Source organism: Streptomyces sp. NBC_01217 (assembly GCF_035994185.1).
In the GTDB taxonomy this organism is placed as follows: domain Bacteria; phylum Actinomycetota; class Actinomycetes; order Streptomycetales; family Streptomycetaceae; genus Streptomyces.
In genome coordinates this window covers 5,130,566-5,155,026 of sequence record NZ_CP108538.1, presented here as the reverse complement: position 1 = coordinate 5,155,026, position 24,461 = coordinate 5,130,566, and the positions used below count along the sequence as shown (strand labels likewise).

The following is a 24,461-nucleotide window of genomic DNA, read 5'->3' as shown; positions in this document are numbered from 1 at the left end:
GCGTGAAAGACGGCACCTGACGCCCACCCGCCTACCCCACCCGCTTCCGCGCCCGCCACACCAGGAACACCGCCGACGCCACCGCGGCCACGCGTACCGCCACGGGCCATACATCGCTCAGCGCGTCCGCCATCCCGTCCTGCGGGATCGGCTCGCCCCAGCGGCCCTCCGTGCGACCCCAGATCCAGACGAGGGCACCCGCCACGACCACGCCCGGCAGCCCCATCGCCGCCCACTTCGCCGCCGCCCGGGACAGCGTGCGAGAGCCGTACGCGAGCAGCCAGCCGCCTGCCAGGGCCAGCCAGGAGCCCATCGCCGCTCCCACGACCAGCAGCGCGGCGGCGAGCAGCAACAGCGGGTGTGAGAACCCGCGGCCCGCCGCCCCGCCCTCACGCGCGCCGCGCCGGCCCAGTCGCAAAATCCGCCGCTGTCGCGGGGCCTCGTCCTCGAAAACGCCGTCCTCGTCCACCGAGTCCACCGGGCCCACCGAGCCGCGCGGCCCCGGAACCCCGCCCCCGCCCACCCGCGGCGGCGGCGGCGTCGGTGGCGTCAGCATGTCCGGGATCTCCACCCCGCCGACGAACCCCGGCACGGCGACCCCCTCACCCAACGGCCCCGGCTCGATCCGCCACCAGTCGGGCTCGCTCCCGGACGGCCCCAGCTCGTCCGTGCCGGCCATGTGCGGCGGCGAGGGCACCCGCCCGGACGCCGCTTCCGGAACCACGGAGTCCGCCAGGTCCTCCTCCGAACCCTCCGATCGCTCCGGACCCCCGTCCGACGCGCCCTTGCGGGAACCGTCTTTCCGGAGCATCCCCTTGCGCGACCGACGCGGGCGCGGAATGCCGCGCCCCTCCCCCGCGACGGCCTCCGGTCCCTGCGGCAGCCGCACCGTCCCGTCCGCCGACGCGGCCGCCGCGGCGACGAGTTCGTCCGGCGTGCCGAGACGCCCGATGATGCGGCGGACGGCCGCGGGGGAGTCCCCCGACTGCCCTCCGCGCTGCCGGTCGATCTCGCCCCGGAGCGTCGAGACGAGCCTCATCCGGGCGCCCGATGACAGCTGTTGCTGCTGCGCCAGGTCCCCGACCCGGCTCAGATAGTCGTAGACGAGCTGGTCGCTCTCGATGCCCACGCGATGGTTCCCCTCTACCGCCCTGCACCGACGGTAGCGCCCTCGGGCCTGTCCGGAGCGACTACCGTGGGTTGGATGGGGATGACCACACCACCGCGGACGCTCGCCGAAGCTCTCCGCGCCCGGGACGACGAGTCGTTGGCGGGGCTGCTGCGTGCCCGCCCGGATCTCCTCACCCCCGTACCTGGCGACATCACTCAGCTCGCGACGAGAGCCGGCACGCGTGCCTCCGTCGTACGTGCGCTGGAGCACCTCGACCGGTTCGCACTGCAGACCGCGGAGGCGCTCGCGGTGGCCCCCGACCCCGCCCCGTACGAGACGCTGCTCGGCCTGCTCACCGGCGACGGCCGGGGCGACGGCGAGCGCCGCGACGGCGCGGACGCGGCGATCGTGGACGCGCTGCCCGCCGCCCTGGCCACGCTGCGCGAACAGGCACTCGTCTGGGGCGAGAACGACCGGCTGCGGCTGGTGCGCACCGCGCGCGAACTCCTCGCGCCGTCCCCGCAGCACCCCTCCCCCACCGGTCTCGGCCCGACCGTCGCCGAGGCGACCGCCGGGATGTCGCCGGGCCGCCTCCAGGAGATCCTGGCGGCCGCCGGACTGCCCGCCACCCATGACCCGGTCTCCGCCGTGACGTCCCTGACCGCGCTCTTCACCGACCGGGCCAGGATGGGCGCGCTGCTGGACACCGCCCCCGCCGAGGCCCTGTCCGTGCTGGACCGGCTGGTGTGGGGGCCGCCGTACGGGGAAGTGACCCCGAACCCCACGCCGCCCGTGAAGTGGCTGCGCGACCACGGGCTGCTGCTGCCCGTGTCGACCCGCACCGTGGTGCTGCCGCGCGAGGCCGCCCTGCATCTGCGGGCCGGGCGCGCCCACCGCGTGCCGGAGCCGCGGCCGCCCGTCGTGGAGGCGGTCGCGAACCGTGATCCCCAGGCTGTGGACAGCGCCGCGGCCGGCCAGGCGTTCCTGGCGGTGAACACCGTCGAGGAGCTGCTCAAGAGCTGGAACGGCGGCGGCCCGGCGATACTGCGCGCCGGCGGGCTCAGCGTGCGCGAGCTGAAGAAGACCGCCACCACCCTCGACGTCTCCGAGCCGGTCGCCGCGTTCTGGACCGAACTCGCCTACGCGGCCGGGCTGCTGGCCTCCGACGGAGAGGCCGACGAACGGTACGCGCCGACGCCCGCGTACGACGACTGGGCCGAACTCCCCGCCCAGGACCGCTGGGTGCGCCTCGCCACCGCCTGGCTCGCCGCGACCCGCACCCCCGGCCTGGTCGGCGGCCAGGACGCCAAGGGCCGGGCCCTGTCCGCGCTCGGCCCCGACCTCGACCGCTCCGCCGCCCCCGAGGTGCGCCACCGGGTCCTCGCCCTCCTCGCCGCCCTGGCACCGGGCAGCGCCCCCGACCCGGAGACCGTGCTCGCCCGGCTCCGCTGGGAACGCCCCCTGCGCGGCGCCTCCGTCTCCCCCGGGGACACCACCGACCTGCGGTCCCGGATCGCCCTGTGGACGCTGAACGAGTCCGAGCTCCTCGGCATCACCGGCCGCGGCGCGCTCGCCGCGCACACCCGCGCCCTGCTGGACTCCGGGCCGGACGAGGCCGCCGCGCTGCTCGCGCCCCTGATCCCGGAGCCGCTGGACCACGTGCTGCTCCAGGCCGACCTGACGGCCGTCGCCCCCGGCCCGCTGGAGCGCCCCCTGGCGGACCTGCTCTCCGCCCTCGCGGACATCGAGTCCAAGGGCGGCGCGACGGTCTACCGGTTCACCCCCGGGTCGGTGCGCCGCGCCCTGGACGCCGGACAGTCGGCCGCCGATCTGCACGCGTTCCTCGCCGCCCACAGCCGTACGCCGGTGCCGCAGCCGCTCAGCTACCTCATCGACGACGTCGCCCGCCGCCACGGCCATCTGCGGATCGGCGCCGCCTCCTCGTACGTACGCTGCGACGACGAGGCCGTGCTGAACGAGATCCTCGCCGACAAGCGCTCGGCCACCCTGCGCCTGCGCCGCCTCGCACCGACGGCGCTGGCCGCCCAGGTCGACCCGGCGTCCCTGCTCGACGGGCTCCGCGAGATGGGCTACGCGCCGGCCGCCGAGTCCGCCGAGGGCGATGTCCTGATCACCCGCGCGGGCGCCCGCCGCACCCCGCCCCGCACGGCCCCCGTCCCCGTGCCCGAGGGCCCTCCGGTCCCGGACACCACCCTGCTCGGTGCGGCGGTCCGGGCGATCCGCGCCGGGGACACCGCCGCCACGGTGGTCCGCAAGGACCAGCCCGACGCACCCGCGGGCCCGGCCGGCTCCCTGCCCCGCACGACCTCCGCCGAGACCCTCGCCACCGTCCAGGCCGCCGCGATGACCGGCTCGGCACTCTGGATCGGCTATGTGAACGCCGACGGGGCGGCCAGCCAGCGCGTCATCGCCCCGGTCCGGGTCGAGGGCGGCTTCGTCACGGCCTACGACCACACGGCGGACGAGGTCCGTACCTACCCCCTGCACCGCATCACCGGCGTCGCCGAACTGGCCGACGACGCGACGTCCTGAGCCCGGACCGGCATCGGGGGACTTCACCCCATGGCCGCCCGATGCGGCACACTGGACGTTTGGCCGCACAGGCGGCCGCACCCCGTAGAAAGGGCCGAGACGCGTGACCGGACCCCTCATCGTCCAGAGCGACAAGACGCTTCTCCTGGAAGTCGACCACGATCAGGCGGACGCCTGCCGTCGTGCGATCGCGCCCTTCGCCGAGCTGGAGCGGGCGCCCGAGCACATCCACACCTACCGGCTGACCCCGCTGGGTCTGTGGAACGCGCGCGCCGCCGGGCACGACGCCGAGCAGGTCGTCGACGCGCTCGTGAAGTACTCGCGCTATCCCGTTCCACACGCGCTGCTCGTCGACATCGCCGAGACGATGGCCAGGTACGGCCGCCTCACGCTGTCCAAGCACCCGGTGCACGGGCTGGTGCTGACCTCCACCGACCGGCCGGTGCTGGAGGAGATCCTCCGGTCGAAGAAGGTCCAGCCGCTGGTCGGGGCGCGGATCGATCCGGACACCGTGGCCGTGCACCCCTCGGAGCGCGGGCAGATCAAGCAGACGCTGCTGAAGCTGGGCTGGCCGGCCGAGGACCTCGCCGGGTACGTCGACGGCGAGGCGCACCCGATCGAGCTGGCCGAGGACGGCTGGGCGCTGCGGCCGTACCAGAAGCAGGCCGTCGAGGGGTTCTGGCACGGCGGCTCGGGTGTCGTCGTGCTGCCCTGCGGTGCGGGAAAGACGCTGGTCGGAGCCGGTGCGATGGCTCAGGCCAAGGCGACCACGCTGATCCTGGTGACGAACACCGTCTCGGCCCGGCAGTGGAAGCACGAGCTGGTGAAGCGGACGTCGCTGACCGAGGACGAGATCGGCGAGTACAGCGGTACGCGCAAGGAGATCCGGCCGGTCACCATCGCCACGTACCAGGTGCTGACGACCCGTCGCAAGGGCATCTACCCGCACCTGGAGCTGTTCGACTCCCGCGACTGGGGTCTGGTGATCTACGACGAGGTGCATCTGCTGCCCGCGCCCGTCTTCAAGTTCACCGCCGATCTGCAGGCCCGGCGGCGCCTCGGCCTCACCGCGACGCTGGTGCGCGAGGACGGCCGCGAGTCGGACGTCTTCTCGCTGATCGGGCCCAAGCGCTTCGACGCCCCGTGGAAGGAGATCGAGGCGCAGGGCTACATCGCGCCCGCCGACTGTGTCGAGGTGCGCGTCAATCTGACGGACTCGGAGCGGCTCGCGTACGCGACCGCGGAGACCGAGGAGAAGTACCGGTTCTGCGCGACGACCGCGACGAAGCGGAAGGTCACGGAGGCGCTGGTACGCAAGCACCGGGGCGAGCAGACCCTGGTCATCGGGCAGTACATCGACCAGCTCGACGAGCTGGGTGAGCATCTGAACGCCCCGGTGATCAAGGGCGAGACGAGCAACGCCCAGCGCGAGAAGCTCTTCGAAGCGTTCCGGCAGGGCGAGCTCAGCGTCCTCGTGGTGTCGAAGGTCGCGAACTTCTCCATCGACCTCCCCGAGGCGACCGTCGCCATCCAGGTGTCGGGAACGTTCGGCTCACGGCAGGAGGAGGCCCAGCGACTCGGCCGCGTGCTGCGCCCGAAGGCCGACGGGCACGAGGCGCGCTTCTACTCGGTGGTCGCCCGCGACACGATCGACCAGGACTTCGCGGCACACCGCCAGCGGTTCCTGGCCGAGCAGGGGTACGCGTACCGGATCGTGGACGCGGACGAGCTGCTGGCCGACGGCTGACAGGCGGCCGGCCCGCTCCGGTGGGGTGCCCGGCCGCGGGGCTCCGGCGCCTCAGTGCGCGCGGCGGCGGACGCCCGCTTCCTCCGCGTACTCGCCGAGGACGACCACGCCGAACGCGGCGCGGACGTAGATCTTGACGGCACGCAGGGCGTCGCCGACGCGGTGGGTGTACGGGTGGCCGGTGGCCGCGGTCGCGCCGTGTGCGGGGCCGGTGCCGCGGGGGTGCAGGGTGACGGTGCTCATGTATTCCATGGTCCTGCGCCCGGCCCGTGAAGGCATCGACCCGCGGACGGAACCCGTCAGCCGTGCGCGTAGGTCTGCGGTCGCACGCCGTCCCCTGCGGGTAGGACCCGGCCCGGCGCGAAAACCGTTCGACCGTGACGGGGACGGTCGATACAATCGCCGGTCTGCCCGCCTCCCGCACCGTGGTACCGGCCGTCGCCGGCAGCCGGGGGAGCGCCGCCGACCGGACGGAAACCGGCCGACAGCGGTACGTACACCTGCGTGCGTACCCAGTGATCGATCCCCGAGCGGACCGCATCGCCCCGAGCCGTGACCGGGACGAGGTGCGGTCCGCCGTCCTGCGTTGAAAAGCCGGAGGCAACACCGTGCCCGCGCACGAACACGAAAGCGACACCACCACCGATCCCCTGGCTCGTGAACGCGCCCATCTCGCCGCGTCCCGCTCCGCGTTGCGCGCCATGCGCGAGGACGCCCAGGCCCTCGACATCCGCGACGTCACCGCGAACTGGGTGAACGCGGCCGTCCTTCAGGCCCAGATCGACGAGCGCATCAAGTCCCTCGCCGACCTCTCCCACACCCCGCTCTTCTTCGGGCGCCTGGACTATCTGCACCCGGTCGGTGCCGAGCAGGCCGAGGGTGCGTCAAAGGGGGCGGCGCGCAGCGCCTCGGCCAAGGGTGGCGGTGGGCGACGGGAGGGCCAGTTCTACATCGGGCGGCGCCATGTCCATGACGCCGACGGCGATCCGATGGTCATCGACTGGCGTGCGCCCGTCTCGCAGCCGTTCTACCGGGCCTCGAAGAAGGACCCGCAGGACGTCGGACAGCGCCGCCGCTTCGGGTACACCGGCGGCGAGCTGACCGCGTACGAGGACGAGCACCTCAGCGACCCCACCGAGGCCGCGCAGACCAGCAAACTGCTCCAGGCGGAGATCGAGCGGCCGCGCGTCGGCCCGATGCGTGACATCGTCGCGACGATCCAGCCCGAGCAGGACGAGATCGTCCGCAGCGACCTCGGCGGCACGGTCTGCGTACAGGGAGGGCCCGGCACCGGCAAGACCGCCGTCGGCCTGCACCGGGTCGCGTATCTGCTGTACGCGCACCGCGAGCGGCTCGCCCGCACCGGCACGCTGGTCATCGGACCGAACCGTTCCTTCCTCCACTACATCGAGCAGGTGCTCCCCGCCCTCGGCGAGCTGGAGGTGAAGCAGGCGACCGTCGACGATCTCGTGACGGCGGGCATCGAGGTGCTCGGCACGGACACGTCGGCCGCCGCCGTCGTCAAGGGCGACGCCCGGATGGCCGAGGTGCTGCGCCGGGCCATCCGTTCACATGTGACGCTGCCGACGGAGCCGGTCATGGTGGTGCGCGGTTCGCGCCGCTGGCGGGTGCCCGCGTACGAACTGGAGGAGATCGTCACCGAACTCCTCGCCCGCAGCATGCGCTACGGCGCCGCCCACGAGGCGCTTCCGCAGCGCATCGCGCACTCCGTCCTGGTCCGGATGGAGGAGGCGGGCGAGGCCCCCGACGACCGGGTGCAGAACGCGGTGGCCCGCACTCCCGCGGTCAAGGCGGCCGTGAAGGCGATGTGGCCCGCCGTCGAACCGGCGAAGCTGGTGCTGCGGCTGCTGTCGGACGCGGAGTTCCTGGCCGCGCACGCGGACGGGCTGCTCACCGAGGACGAGCAGAAGACCATCCTGTGGTCGAAGCCGGCCCGGAGCGTGAAGTCCGCGAAGTGGTCGGCGGCGGACGCGGTGCTGATCGACGAGGCGAGCGATCTGGTGGCGCGTACGCACTCGCTCGGCCATGTCGTCCTCGACGAGGCGCAGGACCTCTCCCCCATGCAGTACCGGGCGGTGGGCCGCCGCTGCACGACCGGTTCGGCGACCGTCCTCGGCGACCTCGCGCAGGGCACGACGCCGTGGTCGACGCAGAGCTGGGCGCAGGCGCTGCACCACCTGGGCAAGTCGGACGCGGTGGTGGAGGAGCTGACGGCGGGCTTCCGTGTGCCGCGCGAGGTGATCGCGTACGCGTCACGGCTGCTGCCGGTGATCTCGCCCGGCCTCGCGGCGGTGGAGTCGGTGCGTGAGTCGCCGGGTTCGCTGGAGGTACGGGAGGTGGGTGATCCGGTCGAGTTGGACGCGGCGGTGCTGGCGGCGTGCGAGGAGTCGCTGACGCGGGAGGGGTCGATCGGCCTGATCGCGGCGGACGCGCGCATTCCGTCGCTGGCAGAGGTGCTGACCGCGGCGGGCCACGCGTATCTGTCCCCCGGCGAGGAGACGACCGCCGAGTCCCGGCTGACCCTGGTCCCGGCGTCGCTGGCGAAGGGTCTGGAGTACGACTACGTGGTGCTGGACGAACCGGCCGCGGTGGTCGACGGCGAACCGGACGAGCGCACGGGGCTGCGCCGGCTGTACGTGGCGCTGACCCGCGCGGTGTCGGGGCTGACGGTGGTTCATGCGGCCGGGGTGCCGGAGGTGTTGGGCTAGAGAGGCGGGGCGGCCCCGAGGACGATGCGCGGGCGGTACGAAGACCGGTCGGCGGAGCCCCCGTAGCCGTCTTCCGGTCCTCTCGACGGACGCGCCAGGATTCGCCACCCCCCGCCAGACTTCTGCGCCAGCGGCCCACGTCCCGGACCTGCGGTGATGTGACCGGCGCAGGAAAATTCGCCACCTGTCGCCAGGTGACGCGACGCCCCGGCGCCATGCTGTGGACCGTAATCCTGACGCCGCACAGCGTCCGCCCGGACAGGCCCTCGGTACAGTGTCACCAACTGCTGCGAAGCACAGAAACTCCCGCGCGGAAGCACGAAAGCCCGGCTCCGGCTGCATCCGGAGCCAGGCCCCTCGCGCGCGGGACCGGTGGGCCCGGCCGACTACTCAGCGGTCGGGCTCACTTCGCCCGATCCATCGTCCGGAACAACCACGGCACGGCACCCGGTTCAGCGCATGAACCGGTCCGCACAGCCCGCGATGGCGGTGACCGCAGCGAGAATTGCCAACACCAACTGCATCCAGTCCCGTGACTGCCTGCGCTGTCGGCGTTTCCCTGAATTCCTCGGTCGTACCATCTGTTCAGAGCTCCATCTCTGTGAGATCCCGATACCTCGGGAGCCGCGCTCGCGCTGAGCGGGCGTCTGGGCAAGACAGAGCTGAACTCCCCAGAACCTATCGCGCGCCATGGCGCGTTGTGTGCTTCGCCAGCGTTCGCCAGCCCCCGCTCAGCGAAGTACCACCCTTGGGTACGAGCCCGTCCCCCGCAGGGATCACGCCCCGCCGCGGGAGCCGCGCAGGAGGCGTCGGACCGTGTCGACGACGAGGTCGTCGGGGTCGTGCGCGGGCGGCAGCGAGCGGCTCGCGGCGAGCGCGGCGATGCCGTGCAGAGTGGCGAGGAGGATCACGCTGAACCGCTCCGGGTCGTCGACCGCCGCCTCACGCCCCGTGAAGAGGCCGAGCAGGATCGCCGCGCACGCGTCCGAGGCCGCGCGCAGCTCGGCCGTCGGCTCGCGGTGCTTGCGCGCGTACATCACATCCAGCAGCACCGAGTGCTGCGTGGCGAACCGGACGTAGACGAGGGCCGCCTCCGTCAGCCGGTCCTCGAACGACTCGCCGCTCGACGCGGCCTTCGCCACCTCGGCACCGAGCCGCCCGAACCCTTCGACCGCGAGAGCGTCGAGCAGCGCCTGACGGTCGGGGAAATGCCGGGCGGGCGCCGCGTGCGAGACCCCGAGGTCCCGCGCCAGCGAGCGCAGCGAGAGCGCCTCGACGCCGCCTTCGGCCAGGACGGTTTCGGCGCGGGCCAGCAGCTCGGCCCGCAGGTTTCCGTGGTGATACGCCATGGCACCACCCTACAAGGCGATGTTGACGATGGCATCATTGTTGTCACTGGCAGCATTGTTGGCATTGACAGCATTGTTGTCGGCGTCTACATTCGCCTCATGAACAGGGCCAGCGCGAACAAGACCCGGTGGACCACTACCGACATCCCCGACCAGACCGGACGCACCGCCGTCATCACGGGCGCCAACACCGGCCTCGGCTTCCGGACCGCCACCGCACTGGCCGAGCACGGCGCACACGTCGTGCTCGCCGTCCGCAATCAGGACAAGGGCAAGGAGGCCGCCGCCCGGATCACCGCCAGGACTCCGGGCGCCGCCGTCACGGTGCAGCCGCTGGACCTGAGCTCGCTCGACTCCGTCCGCACCGCGGCCGGTGAACTGCGCGCCCGCCACGAACGCATCGACCTGCTGATCAACAACGCGGGTGTGATGTGGACCCCGAAGTCCACGACCGCGGACGGGTTCGAGCTGCAGTTCGGTACGAACCACCTCGGCCACTTCGCCCTCACCGGCCTGCTGCTCGACCACATCCTGCGGGTCCCCGGCTCGCGCATCGTCACGGTCAGCAGCGGCGCCCACCGTCTCGGTTCGTCGATCCGCTTCGACGACCTGCAGTCCGAGCGCAGCTACAGCCGGACCGGCGCGTACGGGCAGTCCAAGCTGGCGAACCTGCTGTTCACCTACGAACTGCAGCGTCGGATCGCCGACAGGGGCACGACCGTCTCGGTCGCGGCCCACCCCGGTGGCGCGGCGACCGAGCTGGCGCGGAACTCGAATACGGCCGTGCGGGTGCTCGTCGAGAAGGCCGTCGTCCCCCTCTTCGCCCAGGACGCCGAGCGCGGCGCCCTGCCGTCCCTGCGCGCCGCGACGGATCCGCAGGTGACAGGCGGACAGTTCTACGGCCCCGACGGCATCACCGAAATGCGCGGCTACCCGAAGGTCGTGAAGTCCAACGCGAAATCGCACGACAGGGACGTGCAGCGGCGGCTCTGGACCGTCTCCGAGGAACTGACCGGCGTCATCTACCCGTAAGACGGACACGGACAGACGGACGACCACCCCAGCGAGAGGCGTACAGATGAAGGCCATGGTTTTCGGAGCGACCGGCATGGTCGGCCAGGGCGTGCTGCGCGAGTGCCTGCGGGACGAGGAGGTGAGCGAGGTCCTGGTGGTCGGGCGCGCACCGACCGGCGCCAAGCATCCGAGACTGCGGGAGATCGTCCACCCGGACCTGGAAGAGCTGATGACCGGGGGCGGTGTGGAGGCCGAGCTGTCCGGGTACGACGCCTGCCACATTTCATCCCCGCCCGGCACCACTTCCAGCCCGTCCGGCGATTGAGGACGCAACCGTGCCGGGTGGCCCCGAACCCTCGGCCCTGGGCCACCCACCCCCGCCCCGCTACGCGTCGAGAACCGCCCGCCACTCCCGTACCGCCGCCGCGTCCACCGGGCCCGACCAGCCCGCCGGGCGGGCCGCGCCGCCGATGTGTACGGCGTCGATGCCGGCGGACAGCAGCTCCGGCAGGTGCTCCAGGCGGAGCCCGCCGCCCACCAGAATCTGCGGCTCGTACCCGGGCTCGCCCCTGCGCGCCGCCTCGACGAGCAGCGTCGGGATGCCGTCGTCGACGCCCTTGGGCGAACCCGCGGTGAGGTACGTGTCCAGGCCCGGCATGTCCGCGAGCTGCTTGCGCAGGGTGTCCCGGTCGGCGGCGCGGTCGATCGCACGGTGGAAGGTCCAGCGGCAGCCGTCCAGCTCGGCGACGAGCCGTTCGACCGCGACCAGGTCCGGGTGGCCCTCGGCATCGAGGAAGCCCAGGACGAATTCCTCGGCGCCCGCAGCCCGCAGCTCGTGCGCCCTGGCCACGAGCACCTCGATGTCCCCGGCCGCGAAGCCGTCCGCCAGTCTGAGCATCACGCGCAGCGGAATGTCCACCGCCGCCCGGATCGCCGCGAAGGTCGCACAGGACGGGGTCAGGCCGTCCGCCGCCATGTCGGTGACCAGCTCCAGCCGGTCTGCACCACCCGCCTGGGCCGCGACCGCGTCCTCCGCGTCGAGAGCGATCACCTCCAGGACTGCACGGTTGCTCATGGGATCCCAATCCTCCAGGAAGCGGCAATAGATCGATGGGCCGATAGGTCTAGTCCAATGACCAGCCTACGGGGCGGTCGGCCAGGGGCGCAGCCTCAATGCGACGTGAAGATACGTGAGGTCAGACGCATATCAGGCGATCAGGCGCGCGCACCCCGGGTACAGCGGTGGATCACCCTTGCGTTTAATAGGGGCGGGGGGTATACCTGAATCAGGAATACATACCCCCTAGGGGTATGGCCGTCTCCGCCAGGGAGGACACCGTGTCCACGCACACCGCCCCAACCGGCACAGCCACCGGCACCACCGCCGAGGTCGAGCTAGCGATCGGCGGCATGACCTGCGCCTCCTGCGCGGCCCGCATCGAGAAGAAGCTCAACCGGATGGACGGCGTCGAGGCCACCGTCAATTACGCCACCGAGAAGGCCAAGGTCAGCTACCGGGGCGAGGACATCTCCGTACAGGACCTGATCGCCACCGTCGAGAAGACCGGCTACACCGCGCACGAGCCCGCTCCCCCGGTGCGTACCGGGCAGGAGGCGCACGAGACGGCCGCGGATGCCGATGAGCTGCGGCCCCTACGCCAGCGGCTGCTCACCGCCGTCGTGCTCGCCGTGCCGGTGATCGCCATGTCGATGGTGCCTGCCCTTCAGTTCGACTACTGGCAGTGGCTCTCACTGACCCTGACGGCCCCCGTCGTCACGTACGCCGCCTGGCCCTTCCACCGCGCCGCCTGGACCAACGCCAGGCACGGCGCGGCGACGATGGACACGCTGATCTCGGTCGGCACCTCGGCCGCGTTCCTGTGGTCGGTGTGGGCGCTGTTCTTCGGCACGGCGGGCATGGTCGGCATGACCCACCCGTTCGAGCTGACCATCGGCCGCAGCGACGGAGCCGGGAACATCTATCTGGAGGCCGCCGCCGGAGTCACCGCCTTCATCCTGGCCGGGCGCTACTTCGAGGCCCGCTCCAAGCGGAAGGCGGGCGCGGCCCTCAAGGCGCTCCTGGAGCTCGGGGCCAAGGAGGTGACCGTGCTGCGCGGCGGCCGCGAGGTCACCGTGCCGACCGCCGGCCTCCAGGTCGGGGACCGGTTCCTGGTCCGCCCCGGCGAGAAGATCGCCACCGACGGCACGGTCGTCGAGGGCGCCTCGGCCGTCGACGCGTCGATGCTCACCGGCGAGTCCGTACCCGTCGAGGTCGGCGTCGGCGACTCCGTCACCGGGGCCACCCTCAACGCGGGCGGCCGGCTCGTCGTCGAGGCCACCCGGATCGGCGCCGACACCCAGCTCGCCCGGATGGCCCGGCTCGTCGAGGACGCCCAGAACGGCAAGGCGGCCGCCCAGCGCCTCGCCGACCGGATCTCCGCCGTCTTCGTACCCGTCGTCATCGCCCTCGCGCTCGGCACGCTCGGCTTCTGGCTCGGCAACGGCGCGGGTCTGACCGCCGCGTTCACCGCCGCCGTCGCCGTACTGATCATCGCCTGCCCCTGCGCCCTGGGCCTGGCCACCCCCACCGCCCTCATGGTCGGTACGGGGCGCGGCGCCCAGCTCGGCATCCTGATCAAGGGCCCGGAGGTCTTGGAGACCACCCGCCGCGTCGACACGATCGTCCTCGACAAGACCGGCACGGTCACCACCGGCCGGATGACCCTCCTCGACGTGCACACTGCGGACGGTACGGACGAGGGCGATGTGCTGCGGCTGGCGGGCGCCCTGGAGCACTCCTCCGAGCACCCCATCGCCCAGGCCGTCGCCGCCGGAGCGACCGCGCGCACCGGCGGCCCCCTCCCCACTCCCGAGGACTTCGCCAACATCGCGGGCCTCGGAGTCCAGGGCGTCGTCGAGGGCCACGCCGTCCTCGTCGGCCGTGAGCAGTTGCTCGCCGAGTGGGAGATCCACCTGCCGGTGGAACTGGCCCGGCGCAAGACCGTGGCGGAGGCCGCCGGACGGACGGCCGTCGCGGTCGCCTGGGACGGCGAGGCGCGGGCGGTCCTCGAAGTCGCCGACGCGGTGAAGGACACCAGCGCCGAGGCCGTCGAGCGGCTGCGGGCCCTCGGCCTGACCCCGATCCTGCTCACCGGCGACAACCGCGCTGTGGCCGAGGCGGTCGCGGCCGAGGTCGGGATCGAGAAGGTGTACGCGGAGGTCATGCCGGAGGACAAGGTCGATGTCGTCAAGGGCCTCCAGGCGGAGGGCCGTTCGGTCGCCATGGTCGGTGACGGTGTCAACGACGCGGCCGCCCTCGCCCAGGCAGACCTGGGCCTGGCGATGGGCACGGGCACGGACGCCGCGATCGAGGCCGGTGACCTGACGCTGGTACGCGGGGACCTGCGAGCCGCGGCGGACGCCATCCGGCTCTCGCGCAGGACGCTGGGCACCATCCGTACGAACCTGTTCTGGGCCTTCGCCTACAACGTCGCCGCTCTGCCGCTCGCCGCGGCCGGACTGCTCAACCCGATGATCGCGGGCGCGGCGATGGCGTTCTCGTCGGTCTTCGTGGTCGGCAACTCGCTGCGGCTGCGGGGCTTCAGGGCCACGGCGTAGACGCAACACCGCAGCGCACGACACCCTAGGGTCAAGTCCCATGACCGACAGCTCTCACGGCAGCAGCAGCGCCCACGAAGGCAATGTCCACACCTCCCTCCGCAACCGCTGGCAGGAGGCGCTCCTCGGCGCCCGGGGCGGGGCGGCGGACCCCGATCCCCTGCCGTACGCCGAGAATCTGCTGGTGCGCTGGGCCGAGCCGCAGCGGCGCTACCACACCACCGCGCACCTGGTCGCCGTGCTCGACCGCATCGACACGCTCGCCGGGTACGCCGCCGACGCGGATGCCGTACGTCTCGCCGCCTGGTTCCACGATGCGGTCTACCGGCCCGACCGGTCCGAGAACGAGGAACGCAGCGCCGCCCTCGCCGAGCGCGCCCTGCCGGAGGCCGGCGTACCGGACGGGGTCACGGCCGAGGTCGCCCGGCTCGTCCGGCTCACCGTCACCCACGATCCGGCGGACGACGACACCAACGGCGAGGTGCTGTGCGACGCGGACCTCGCGATCCTCGCGGCGGCCCCGAAGGAGTACGCGGCCTACGCGGCGCAGGTGCGTGAGGAGTACGGCTTCGTGCCCGACGACGCGTTCCGGGAGGGGCGGGCGGCGGTCCTGCGTCAACTGCTCGGACTGCCGAGGCTGTTCCGTACGCCGTACGGGGTGGAGCAGTGGGAACCGCGGGCGCGGCAGAACCTGCTGACCGAGCTGGAACTGCTCTCGTCCTGAACACGCAGGGCAGCGGCGTCCGCGGAAATGTACGGGAATGTAATGGCCTCGATCGCTGTTGGCAGCTGTCATGCCCGACTCCGCCGCTCGCCGCTCACGCATGCCCCTTGCCGTCTACATCCTGGGCCTCTCGGTCTTCGCGCTGGGCACCAGCGAGTTCATGCTCTCCGGGCTGCTGCCACCCATCGCCGACGACATGGACGTGTCCATCCCCCGGGCCGGACTCCTCATATCCGCCTTCGCGATCGGCATGGTGATCGGCGCCCCGCTGCTCGCCGTGGCCACGCTCCGGCTGCCTCGCCGGACGACGCTGATCGCCCTGATCTCCGTCTTCGGCCTCGGCCAGGTCGCAGGCGCGCTGGCTCCGACGTACGAGGTGCTCTTCGTCTCCCGCGTCGTGAGCGCCTTCGCCTGCGCCGGGTTCTGGGCGGTGGGTGCGGCGGTCGCCATCGCGATGGTGCCGGTGAATGCGCGGGCCCGTGCGATGGCCGTGATGATCGGCGGTCTGTCGATCGCCAATGTGCTGGGCGTGCCGCTCGGTGCCTTCCTGGGTGAGAACCTCGGCTGGCGGTCGGCGTTCTGGGCCGTGGGCGCGGCGTCGGCCGTGGCGCTGGTCGGGGTGTCGACGCTGATTCCGCGCATTCCGCTGCCGGAGCAGAGGCCGCGGCTCAGGCAGGAGATCAGCATCTACCGGGACCGACAGATGTGGCTGTCGATCGTGATCACCGCGCTCGCGGCGGGCGGTGTCTTCTGCGCGTTCAGCTATCTGGCCCCGCTGCTGACGGATGTCGCCGGGCTGGACTCGGGCTGGGTGCCGACGGTGCTGGCGCTGTTCGGGATCGGTGCGCTGGTCGGTACGACGATCGGCGGCCGGGTCGCGGACGCGCATCTCTTCGGGGTGCTGATGAGCGGCATCGCGGCCTCGACGGTCTTCCTGGTCGCCCTGGCTCTGTTCGCCTCGAACCAGGCCGCCGCGGTCGGGCTCTCGTTCCTGCTGGGCCTGTCGGCGTTCTACACGGCTCCGGCACTCAACGCCCGGATGTTCAATGTGGCGGGCGCCGCTCCGACCCTGGCCGGTGCGACGACGACGGCCGCGTTCAACCTGGGCAACACGGGCGGCCCCCGGCTCGGCGGCACGGTGATCGACGCGGACTTCGGTTTCGCGTCGACCGCGTGGGCAGGCGCGGCGATGACGGTGCTGGCGCTGGTGGCCGTGGTGTTCTCGCTGCGGCTGCAGAGCGGGGTCAAGTCGCGCCGGGTGACGGGTTCGCCCGCCGCAGCGGTGTCAAAGGCGCCCTCGGAGGCGTGCAGTCCCGCGGTGTGACGGGCACGGCGGCGCGCGCCCCCTCAGCCACCCGGTGCCGGGCGTCCCTTCGGCCGACGCAGACCGGCCTGCGTGATCCGGCGGACGAGTTCCTTCGAGCCGATCTGCCGGGCCCCGGCCCGTACCGCGTCCTCGTACCGCGATTCCGGTACGTCGTAGTGGTCCCGTTCGAACGCTCGCGGCGGGCAGCCGATCGATGCCGCGAAGGCATGCAGTTCCTCGAAGGACACATCGCTGACCAGGTGCGACCAGAGGCGCCCGTGTCCGGGCCAGTCCGGCGGGTCGATGTAGACCGTCACCGCCGCAGTATCCCGCTCAGCGAACCGACCGGTGCCACGGCCACGGCGACCTTGGTGCACACCCAGTGCGGATCCGGGCCCATCTCCGGCTCGACGTCCAGGGCGTGCGGGTCGCCCGCGTCACAGACCGGGCAGAGCGGCCACCGACCGTACCGTTCGAGCAGGGCGTCCTGTACGTCCTGAGCGACGAGCCCGACGACGAACGAGGCGCCGTCGGGCCACTGCTCCACCCACCAGCGGCGGTGGGTCACCGCGTCCTCGACCAGCGAGACGATCCCGGCCTCGGCGACGTCACCTGCGGCGAGATCGGCCATGACCAGCGCGCGGGCCGTGTGCAACGCCTGTTCCAAGGGGTTCATCTCCATGCGCTCCATTGTCACCCGCCCCACAGACCGCTTCTCGCGCCGGTCCCCGGTATTTCCGCGCTGTCGGAAGCCGTGTCCGAAACCGTGTCGGCGGTGCCGCCAAAGGTAGGGGCCAAAGGGGGGTTGACGGGCAACCGGGTTGAAAATATCTTTCAAAGGTGACCAATGACCTGAAGGAAAGTTTCAGCACTGATTCACCGCCCGCCCCGGCAGCTCTCGCAGCCAAGGTGCGCACGCTCGCGCCGTCCATGACCCGCTCCATGCAGCGCGTCGCCGAGGCCGTCGCCGGTGACCCCGCAGGCTGTGCCGCCCTCACGGTCACGGGTCTCGCCGAGCTCACCGGCACCAGCGAGGCGACCGTGGTCCGCACGGCCCGTCTCCTCGGTTATCCCGGCTACCGCGATCTTCGCCTGGCCCTCGCCGGGCTCGCCGCGCACCAGCAGTCGGGCCGGGCGCCCTCCGTCACGGCGGACATAGCGGTCGACGACCCGATCGCCGATGTGGTCGCCAAGCTGGCCTACGACGAGCAGCAGACCCTCGCCGACACGGCCGCGGGGCTCGACACCGTCCAGCTCGGTGCCGCGGTGGCCGCCGCCGCCACCGCCCGGCGCATCGACATCTACGGCGTGGGCGCCTCCTCCCTCGTCGGCCAGGACCTGGCGCAGAAGCTGGCCCGTATCGGCCTGATCGCGCACTCGCACACGGACCCGCACCTCGCGGTGACCAACGCCGTGCAGCTCCGCTCCGGCGATGTGGCCATCGCGATCACGCACTCCGGCTCGACCGTCGACGTCATAGAGCCGCTGCGGGTCGCCTTCGACCGCGGTGCGACGACGATCGCGATCACCGGCCGCCCCGACGGCCCGGTCACGCAGTACGCCGACCACGTGCTGACGACGTCCACCGCCCGGGAGAGCGAGCTGCGGCCCGCCGCCATGTCGAGCCGTACGAGCCAGCTGCTCGTCGTCGACTGCCTGTTCATAGGCGTCGCGCAGCGCACATACGAAACGGCCGCACCGGCGCTGGCCGCCTCCTACGAGGCGCTGGCCCACCGCCACACCCCAAGACCGCGCTGACCCGAGCCGCACCGCCCTTCACCCCCGCACCCGCACCCGCACCCGCTGAACCGTACGAGATCGAGAAAGCAGAGCCGCTCTCCATGACCTCCACCACCGAAGCCGACACCACCACCCCCGACGGATACGGGGAGCTGCGCGCCCAGCTCGAAACGCTCACGACCGAGGCGTTCCGGCCCGAGCTCGCCGAGATCGACCGCCTGGACACGCTTGAGATCGCCCGGATCATGAACGGCGAGGACCAGTCGGTCCCGGCCGCGGTCGCCGCCCGGCTGCCCGAGATCGCCGCCGCCATCGACGGCACCGCCGAGCGCATGGCCCGCGGCGGCCGGCTGATCTACGCGGGCGCGGGCACGGCGGGCCGGCTCGGCGTGCTGGACGCCAGCGAGTGCCCGCCCACCTTCAACACCGACCCCTCCGAGGTCGTCGGCCTGATCGCGGGCGGCCCGTCCGCGATGGTCAAGGCCGTCGAAGGCGCCGAGGACAGCAAGGAGCTGGCCGCCGCCGACCTCGACGCCCTGGACCTCACCGCAAACGACACCGTGGTCGGCATCTCCGCCTCCGGCCGTACGCCGTACGCGATCGGAGCCGTGGAGCACGCCCGTACCAGGGGCGCGCTGACCATCGGGCTCTCCTGCAACGCGGACTCCGCACTGGCCGCCGCGGCCGAGCACGGCATCGAGGTCGTCGTCGGCCCGGAGCTGCTCACCGGCTCCACCCGGCTCAAGGCAGGCACGGCACAGAAGCTCGTCCTCAACATGCTCTCGACGATCACGATGATCCGGCTCGGCAAGACGTACGGGAATCTGATGGTCGACGTCCGCGCTTCCAACGAGAAACTGCGCGCCCGCTCCCGCCGGATCGTCTCGCTCGCCACCGGAGCGTCCGACGAGGAGATCGAGGCCGCCCTCGCCGCCACCGACGGCGAGGTGAAGAACGCCATCCTCACGATCCTCGGCCGGGTCGACGGCCCCACCGCCGCCACCCTGCTGACCGCGTCCGACGGCCACCTCCGTGCCGCCCTCGCCGCAGCCCCCCGTACCACCTGACCCATCTGCTCCACCCCGTCCCCCGCACAGCAAGGCACCACGCACATGGCAACAGAAGACAAGAACCGCGCCACCGCCGCCGCGATCCTTCCGCTCGTCGGTGGCGCCGAGAACATCAGCTCCATCGCCCACTGCATGACCCGGCTCCGGCTGGGCCTGCACGACCGCTCGCTCGTCGACGAGGAGGCCCTGAAGGCGATACCCGCCGTCATGGGCGTCGTCGACGACGACACGTACCAGATCGTCCTCGGCCCGGGCACGGTCGCCCGGGTCACGCCGGAGTTCGAACAGCTGGTGGAGGAGTCCAGGGCAGCGGCCCCCGAAGCGGCGGCCCCCACCTCCACTCCCGCCTCCGCCTCCGCCTCCGCCTCCGCCTCCGCGGACGAGCTGGCCGCTCAGGGCGCGGCGATGAGGGCGGCGCGGAAGGCGAAGAACGCCACCCCGTTCAAGCTCTTCCTGCGCCGGATCGCGAACATCTTCGTCCCGCTGATCCCGGCGCTCATCGGCTGCGGCATCATCGCCGGTCTCAACGGCCTGCTGGTGAACCTGGGCTGGCTGACGTCGGTCACGCCCGCGCTGGCCGCGATGGCATCCGGCTTCATGGCACTGATCGCCGTGTTCGTCGGCTTCAACACGGCGAAGGAGTTCGGCGGTACGCCGATCCTGGGCGGTGCGGTCGCCGCGATCATCGTCTTCCCGGGCGTCGCGAACATCGAGGCGTTCGGCCAGAAGCTCTCCCCGGGCCAGGGCGGTGTGCTGGGCGCCCTCGGCGCGGCGGTGCTCGCGGTGTACGTGGAGAAGTGGTGCCGCCGCTGGGTGCCCGAGGCGCTGGACGTACTGCTCACGCCGACGCTAACGGTCCTGGTCTCCGGCCTGGTGACGATCTTCGGTCTGATGTACGTGGCCGGTGAGGTCTCCACCGCCATCGGTACGTTCGCCGACTGGCTGCTCTCCAACGGCGGTGCGGGCGCGGGCTTCGTTCTCGGCGGTTTCTTCCTGCCCCTGGTGATGCTGGGCCTGCACCAGGCGCTCATCCCGATCCACACCACCCTGATCGAGCAGCAGGGCTACACGGTCCTGCTCCCGATCCTCGCGATGGCGGGCGCCGGCCAGGTCGGCGCGGCGGCGGCGGTCTACTTCCGTCTCCCCCGCAACGAGTCGATCCGCCGCACCATCAAGTCCGCCCTCCCGGCCGGTCTGCTGGGCGTCGGCGAACCGCTGATCTACGGCGTCTCGCTCCCGCTGGGCCGGCCGTTCATCACGGCGTGCGTGGGCGGTGCGTTCGGCGGCGGCTTCGTCGGCCTGTTCAACCAGCTCGGCGACAAGGTCGGCTCCACGGCCATCGGCCCGTCCGGCTGGGCCCTGTTCCCCCTCCTCGACGGCAACCACGGCCTGGGCACCACGATCGCCATCTACGCGGGCGGCCTCCTGGTCGGCTACGTCGCCGGGTTCGTCGCGACGTACTTCTTCGGCTTCAGCAAGGACCTGCTGGCGGAGTTCAACGTCTCCCAGGAACCGGCGGCCTCCCCGATCGCCGCCACGGGCGGCCCGACGACCGGCCCCGACACCCCGGCAAGGGAACCGGCCGGAGTCTGATCCCGACACACGGCCACGTATGAGGGGCGGCACCCGACAACCCGGGTGCCGCCCCTCATCCATGCCCCCTCAGACCGGGAACTCCTCCGTGAGCAGCGTCGTACCGAAGGGCTCCGGCAACGTGAGCGGCTTACCGAACGGCACCGGGTCGGACTGCTTGTACGTCCCGTCCTCGTTCGGCTCCGTGAACAGGGTGGCCATCGCCCCACGCGTGTCGAACCGGTCGATCAGCAAATACATCGGCACACCCGCGCGCGCATAGGCCCGGTACTTCTTCGTGCGGTCCTCCCGGGCGTTCCCCTTCGACGTGATCTCGACGATGAGCAGGGCCTCCGACGCGTCCATCGGATCGCTGGTGTCCGGATCGGCGGCGTCGATGATCTCCGAGGGCATGACCACAAGATCCGGCACGTAGAGCTTGTCGAGCGGGGCCACGTGAATACCGAGGGTCTGGTAGATCTCCAGTTCATCGGGAAGATCTTTGTAGAGCCTGCGCTGCACTCTGGCGGCGATGCCGTTGTGATGCGCATGAGGCGGAGGTACCAAGACGATCTGCCCTTCGTCGATCTCGGCGCGCCACCCCTCGGGCACGTCCAGTTCACGCCATGTCTGCAGCAGGTAGTCCCACGGGCGGCCCTCAGAGGCCTGGTCGTTCTCGACCATCGCGGCGGTCATCGCGCGTCCCTTCTCCTGTGGCCTGTCAGCGGAGCGTAGATCGACGGTTCTGTGGCGGTCTGCCAACTCCCTCAGCGTCCCACGATCGTGTGACGTGCGCACCAACCCTCGGCCACCCCGCCCGGTCGTGGCTTGCCCTCCGGACCGAACAGGGGCTCCTTCTACACGTGCCGCCGGGACCGGTCGCCGCTCAGGTGGTCGTTGATCTGCCGGAGGCGCTCCCAGGCGGCGGGATTCGTTCCGTCGCCGAGCGCATAGTGCAGCAGTGTGCGGGCGGGGAACGTGAGCCGGGTGCCGGGCGGGGTGACGATGTGCAGCTCGCGCCCGGTGCGGACCGTGTTGCGCACCACGTGGGTCAGCCAGGTCGTGGCGGCGACGACGGGACGGCCCTGGATGACGACGGTGGCTCTGTCGGTGAGCATGTCGACTCCCATGGGAGCCGCTGCCGTGCCGGCGTCGACGAGATCGACCACGACATCGGTACGACCCGCCCCGCGCGGCCAGACGCTGCCCCCGAGTACGGCCGTCAGGCGTCCGGCGATGGCCCCGGCCAGCCGCCCGGCCTCCTCCACAGCCGTGATGGCCCGCGCCTCGGTCCACCAGACGGGCGACTCCGCATCCACCGCCGGCCCGAACAACCGGGCCGCCTCGCCCGGCACTTGGACGTACCGTGGCGCTTCGAGCGAAACCAGAGCCTGCCCATTGGCGGTGCACAACTGAGCAACAGCCCCACCCCCCGCCGCATTCACCCGCAACTCGGGACCACCGGCGTGGAGCCCGGCCAACAGCGTCTTGCTATCCGGCGTCTGCGGGGTGAGGGCGATGACGTCCTGGGTCATTGGCTGCTTCCTGGCACACGAGATGAGAGGCGGAGACAGGTGTCAGTACCGACCGGACAGCTCTTTCAAGTCGTCCAAGGACGGCGCCTCCCGAGGAGTGTCCTCAGCGATCACACCGATCCCCGGCCGAGCCGGGCACTTGGCCAGCCAGTCCAGCGCCGCAAGCGGGGACAGCCCATGTCCGTGTGCTTCTCGCAGGCTCAGCAGCCATGCCGCTCCCGCGTCGAATGCCTCGTCTCCGGCTGCGGTCCGAGGTACATGACAGGCCGCGGCATCGCCGACGGCAGCCCAGACAAAGTCGAGCGTCCTCCCGTCCCGCTGAACGGTGAAGTACCGGACCGGGTACTCGGTGATCTGCTCATAATCGTCCTCGGCCTGCGGAATGCGGGAGTCCAGCAGGCTTGCCCGGTTGAGCCCTTCGAACGTCCCCCAGGAATCGTCGTAGGCGGGACCTTCGCTCCGCAGGTCCTTGAAACCAGTCTCGCTCGGTGCCGCGTGACGGTTCTCGTCGCCCGGTGCGGGCGCACTGCCGAGCAGTGTCGAGCAGTGTCGAGATGCCCTGCAGGGCGGCGGCAAGCCTGGGTGCGTTCGCCGCGTACACCTCGGGCTGCTCTCGGTCGCGTGTGTCCATCGTCAGCCACGCGTCGGAGTACGTCTCCAGCGTCACCACGAGCAGGTTGCCGCCCCAGACCTCCAAGTGGATGGCGAACAGCTTCTCCGCGCGGTACGTGAACCCCGGCTCCAACCACAGGCCAGGGCATTCGAGCCGGACGACGACGATGAAGTCCCCATCGAGTGCCTCGGCCTGTGCCACCGCTTGCGCGAGGGCCGATCCGGGAGCCAGAGGGGCCGTCCCCGTACGTAGACCGCTTGCATCGACGCGTACATCACGCGGGTCGTTCCGGTTGCAGACCCGAACGGTGGCCTTCCCCCCGGGCACAGCGAGATCCCGTTCCGCCAGTTCGTTCCAGACTGCCACGGCGGTCTGTGCGGCACGGGTGGGCCGGATCTCACCACCGTCCGTCGTGAGTTCCCACGTCCATTCACCAACGGGGGTCGAGGTGATCACAGCATGTCCTTGGGGTCGGTTTTGCTGCACGGCTCCACCCACAACCCGGAGGCGCCGCTCCGGTGCATTTGCGAGCACATCGCACCTGGTCACCCCGTGTACGACGGTTGTAGCTGCAATCGAATTGTTGTGCCACGGTGGGGTCATGGAGGCGAACCGGCACACCCGCCCACACTCCCATCACCACAGTCACGGAACGGCACGTTCCCGGATTTCCCGACTGCGGCACCAGTTCGCCCACCTGGTCACGCCTCACAGCCATGAGGCGAAGGACAAGGTCGACACGGCGATGGCGACCTCCCGGGAGGGTATGCGGACGCTGTGGCTCTCGCTGGCCGTCCTGGGAGTGACCACGGTCGTCCAGGCTGTGATCGTCTCCCTCTCGGGATCGGTGGCGTTGCTGGGCGACACCATTCACAACGCCGGTGATGCACTCACCGCGATCCCGCTGGGGATTGCGTTCGTGCTCGGGCGGCGGGTTGCGAACCGCCGCTACACCTACGGGTACGGCCGCGCCGAGGATCTGGCCGGCGTCGTCATCGTCGGGACGATCGCGGTCTCCGCGGTGCTGGCCGCATATACGGCCGTCGACCGGCTGCTCAACCCTCGCGACGTCACGCACCTATGGGCAGTCGCCGGGGCTGCGCTGGCCGGGTTCGCCGGCAACGAATGGGTGGCCCGGTACCGCATCCGCACCGGTCGGAGAATCGGCTCCGCGGCCCTGGTCGCCGACGGACTGCATGCTCGTACCGACGGCTTCACCTCCCTCGCCGTCCTCCTCGGTGCCGGCGGGGCCTCGCTCGGCTGGCAGGCCGCCGACCCGATCGTCGGCCTGCTGATCACCATCGCCATTCTGTTCGTCCTCCGGGACGCTGCCCGTGAGGTCTACCGGCGACTGATGGACTCCGTCGACCCAGGCCTCGTCGAGCTGGCCGAGACCGCGTTGCGCTCCGTACCAGGAGTACGCGGTGTGGGCCAGGTGCGTATGCGCTGGATCGGGCACTCGCTGCGTGCGGAGGCCGACATCGTCGTCGATCCGCACCTGACCGTGGTGGCCGCGCACAAGATGGCGGTCGCCTCCGAGCACGCCCTGATCCACGCCGTACCGCGGCTGACCGCTGCCACAGTCCACACCGACCACACCCCTCTCCACGACGGCGACCCGCACGCGGCCCTCGCCCACCACAACAGCTGACGCACGAGCGGACAGGCGGCCAGGGCCCTTCCCCGAACTAACGATTATGACTTTACGTACACGTTCATTTACATTGCGTCACGAGCGGCCATGATCATCACGGCCTGCCATGCACCTATGGAGAACCTC

General features: G+C 71.4%; 21 protein-coding genes. 12 read left to right on the top strand and 9 right to left on the bottom strand.

What is annotated here, in order from left to right:
* Positions 1-31 precede the first annotated feature (31 nt).
* The gene (locus OG507_RS23055; protein ID WP_327369085.1) at positions 32-1,129 is read right to left on the bottom strand and encodes a hypothetical protein; all 1,098 of its coding nucleotides are present in this window, start codon (positions 1,127-1,129) and stop codon (positions 32-34) included.
* 75 nt (positions 1,130-1,204) lie between these two features.
* On the opposite strand from OG507_RS23055, the gene OG507_RS23050 reads away from it, so the two are divergent.
* Positions 1,205-3,664, top strand: a complete 2,460-nt coding sequence (locus OG507_RS23050) for a helicase C-terminal domain-containing protein (protein WP_327369084.1) — start codon at positions 1,205-1,207, stop codon at positions 3,662-3,664.
* 103 nt (positions 3,665-3,767) lie between these two features.
* Positions 3,768-5,411 (top strand): DNA repair helicase XPB, encoded by a 1,644-nt coding sequence (locus OG507_RS23045; RefSeq protein WP_327369083.1) that lies wholly within the window; start codon positions 3,768-3,770, stop codon positions 5,409-5,411.
* Between the two features lie 51 nt (positions 5,412-5,462).
* On the opposite strand, the gene OG507_RS23040 is transcribed toward OG507_RS23045, so the two are convergent.
* A complete protein-coding gene (locus tag OG507_RS23040; RefSeq protein WP_327369082.1) occupies positions 5,463-5,654 on the bottom strand; it encodes a hypothetical protein in 192 nt (63 codons plus the stop codon).
* 365 nt (positions 5,655-6,019) lie between these two features.
* Here OG507_RS23040 and OG507_RS23035 point away from each other — a divergent pair, with 365 nt between their 5' ends.
* Positions 6,020-8,140, top strand: a complete 2,121-nt coding sequence (locus OG507_RS23035; protein WP_327369081.1) for a HelD family protein — start codon at positions 6,020-6,022, stop codon at positions 8,138-8,140.
* Positions 8,141-8,916: 776 nt separating this feature from the next.
* On the opposite strand, the gene OG507_RS23030 is transcribed toward OG507_RS23035, so the two are convergent.
* Entirely contained in the window at positions 8,917-9,489 is a 573-nt protein-coding gene (locus OG507_RS23030; RefSeq protein WP_327369080.1) for a TetR/AcrR family transcriptional regulator, read from the bottom strand.
* Positions 9,490-9,588: 99 nt separating this feature from the next.
* On the opposite strand from OG507_RS23030, the gene OG507_RS23025 reads away from it, so the two are divergent.
* Together OG507_RS23025 and OG507_RS23020 are read left to right on the top strand one after the other, a co-directional pair.
* Entirely contained in the window at positions 9,589-10,521 is a 933-nt protein-coding gene (locus OG507_RS23025; protein ID WP_327369079.1) for an SDR family NAD(P)-dependent oxidoreductase, read from the top strand.
* A 46-nt stretch (positions 10,522-10,567) separates the two neighbouring features.
* The gene (locus OG507_RS23020) at positions 10,568-10,828 is read left to right on the top strand and encodes a hypothetical protein (RefSeq protein ID WP_327369078.1); all 261 of its coding nucleotides are present in this window, start codon (positions 10,568-10,570) and stop codon (positions 10,826-10,828) included.
* A gap of 60 nt (positions 10,829-10,888) precedes the next feature.
* Here the strand turns inward: OG507_RS23020 and OG507_RS23015 are convergent, their stop codons facing one another.
* Positions 10,889-11,578: a copper homeostasis protein CutC gene (locus OG507_RS23015; protein WP_327369077.1), complete on the bottom strand. Its 690-nt coding sequence runs from the start codon at positions 11,576-11,578 to the stop codon at positions 10,889-10,891.
* A gap of 263 nt (positions 11,579-11,841) precedes the next feature.
* On the opposite strand from OG507_RS23015, the gene OG507_RS23010 reads away from it, so the two are divergent.
* The 3 genes from OG507_RS23010 (at position 11,842) to OG507_RS23000 (ending at position 16,169) form a co-directional block, all read left to right on the top strand.
* The gene (locus OG507_RS23010) at positions 11,842-14,121 is read left to right on the top strand and encodes a heavy metal translocating P-type ATPase (RefSeq protein ID WP_327369076.1); all 2,280 of its coding nucleotides are present in this window, start codon (positions 11,842-11,844) and stop codon (positions 14,119-14,121) included.
* A gap of 40 nt (positions 14,122-14,161) precedes the next feature.
* Positions 14,162-14,845, top strand: coding sequence for an HD domain-containing protein (locus OG507_RS23005; protein ID WP_327369075.1), 684 nt, complete (start codon positions 14,162-14,164; stop codon positions 14,843-14,845).
* A gap of 100 nt (positions 14,846-14,945) precedes the next feature.
* Entirely contained in the window at positions 14,946-16,169 is a 1,224-nt protein-coding gene (locus OG507_RS23000) for a Cmx/CmrA family chloramphenicol efflux MFS transporter (protein WP_327372057.1), read from the top strand.
* A gap of 23 nt (positions 16,170-16,192) precedes the next feature.
* Here the strand turns inward: OG507_RS23000 and OG507_RS22995 are convergent, their stop codons facing one another.
* Positions 16,193-16,468, bottom strand: coding sequence for a DUF4031 domain-containing protein (locus OG507_RS22995; protein ID WP_327369074.1), 276 nt, complete (start codon positions 16,466-16,468; stop codon positions 16,193-16,195).
* Positions 16,465-16,833: a hypothetical protein gene (locus OG507_RS22990; RefSeq protein WP_327369073.1), complete on the bottom strand. Its 369-nt coding sequence runs from the start codon at positions 16,831-16,833 to the stop codon at positions 16,465-16,467. The genes OG507_RS22995 and OG507_RS22990 overlap by 4 nt, the downstream gene beginning before the upstream one ends.
* Positions 16,834-16,991: 158 nt before the next feature.
* Here OG507_RS22990 and OG507_RS22985 point away from each other — a divergent pair, with 158 nt between their 5' ends.
* From OG507_RS22985 to OG507_RS22975, 3 genes are all read left to right on the top strand, one after another.
* Complete coding sequence (locus tag OG507_RS22985) at positions 16,992-17,909, top strand: MurR/RpiR family transcriptional regulator (RefSeq protein ID WP_327369072.1); 918 nt, start codon at positions 16,992-16,994, stop codon at positions 17,907-17,909.
* An 83-nt stretch (positions 17,910-17,992) separates the two neighbouring features.
* The gene (gene murQ / locus OG507_RS22980) at positions 17,993-18,958 is read left to right on the top strand and encodes an N-acetylmuramic acid 6-phosphate etherase (RefSeq protein ID WP_327369071.1); all 966 of its coding nucleotides are present in this window, start codon (positions 17,993-17,995) and stop codon (positions 18,956-18,958) included.
* Between the two features lie 45 nt (positions 18,959-19,003).
* Positions 19,004-20,554 (top strand): PTS transporter subunit EIIC, encoded by a 1,551-nt coding sequence (locus OG507_RS22975; RefSeq protein WP_327369070.1) that lies wholly within the window; start codon positions 19,004-19,006, stop codon positions 20,552-20,554.
* 69 nt (positions 20,555-20,623) lie between these two features.
* Here OG507_RS22975 and OG507_RS22970 read toward each other — a convergent pair whose 3' ends face one another.
* The 3 genes from OG507_RS22970 to OG507_RS22960 form a co-directional block, all read right to left on the bottom strand.
* Positions 20,624-21,229: a Uma2 family endonuclease gene (locus OG507_RS22970; RefSeq protein ID WP_327369069.1), complete on the bottom strand. Its 606-nt coding sequence runs from the start codon at positions 21,227-21,229 to the stop codon at positions 20,624-20,626.
* 161 nt (positions 21,230-21,390) lie between these two features.
* Positions 21,391-22,068: a DUF6177 family protein gene (locus tag OG507_RS22965; RefSeq protein ID WP_327369068.1), complete on the bottom strand. Its 678-nt coding sequence runs from the start codon at positions 22,066-22,068 to the stop codon at positions 21,391-21,393.
* 42 nt (positions 22,069-22,110) lie between these two features.
* Positions 22,111-22,644, bottom strand: coding sequence for a hypothetical protein (locus OG507_RS22960; protein ID WP_327369067.1), 534 nt, complete (start codon positions 22,642-22,644; stop codon positions 22,111-22,113).
* 638 nt (positions 22,645-23,282) lie between these two features.
* Here OG507_RS22960 and OG507_RS22955 point away from each other — a divergent pair.
* A complete protein-coding gene (locus tag OG507_RS22955; RefSeq protein WP_327369066.1) occupies positions 23,283-24,332 on the top strand; it encodes a cation diffusion facilitator family transporter in 1,050 nt (349 codons plus the stop codon).
* Positions 24,333-24,461 lie beyond the last annotated feature (129 nt).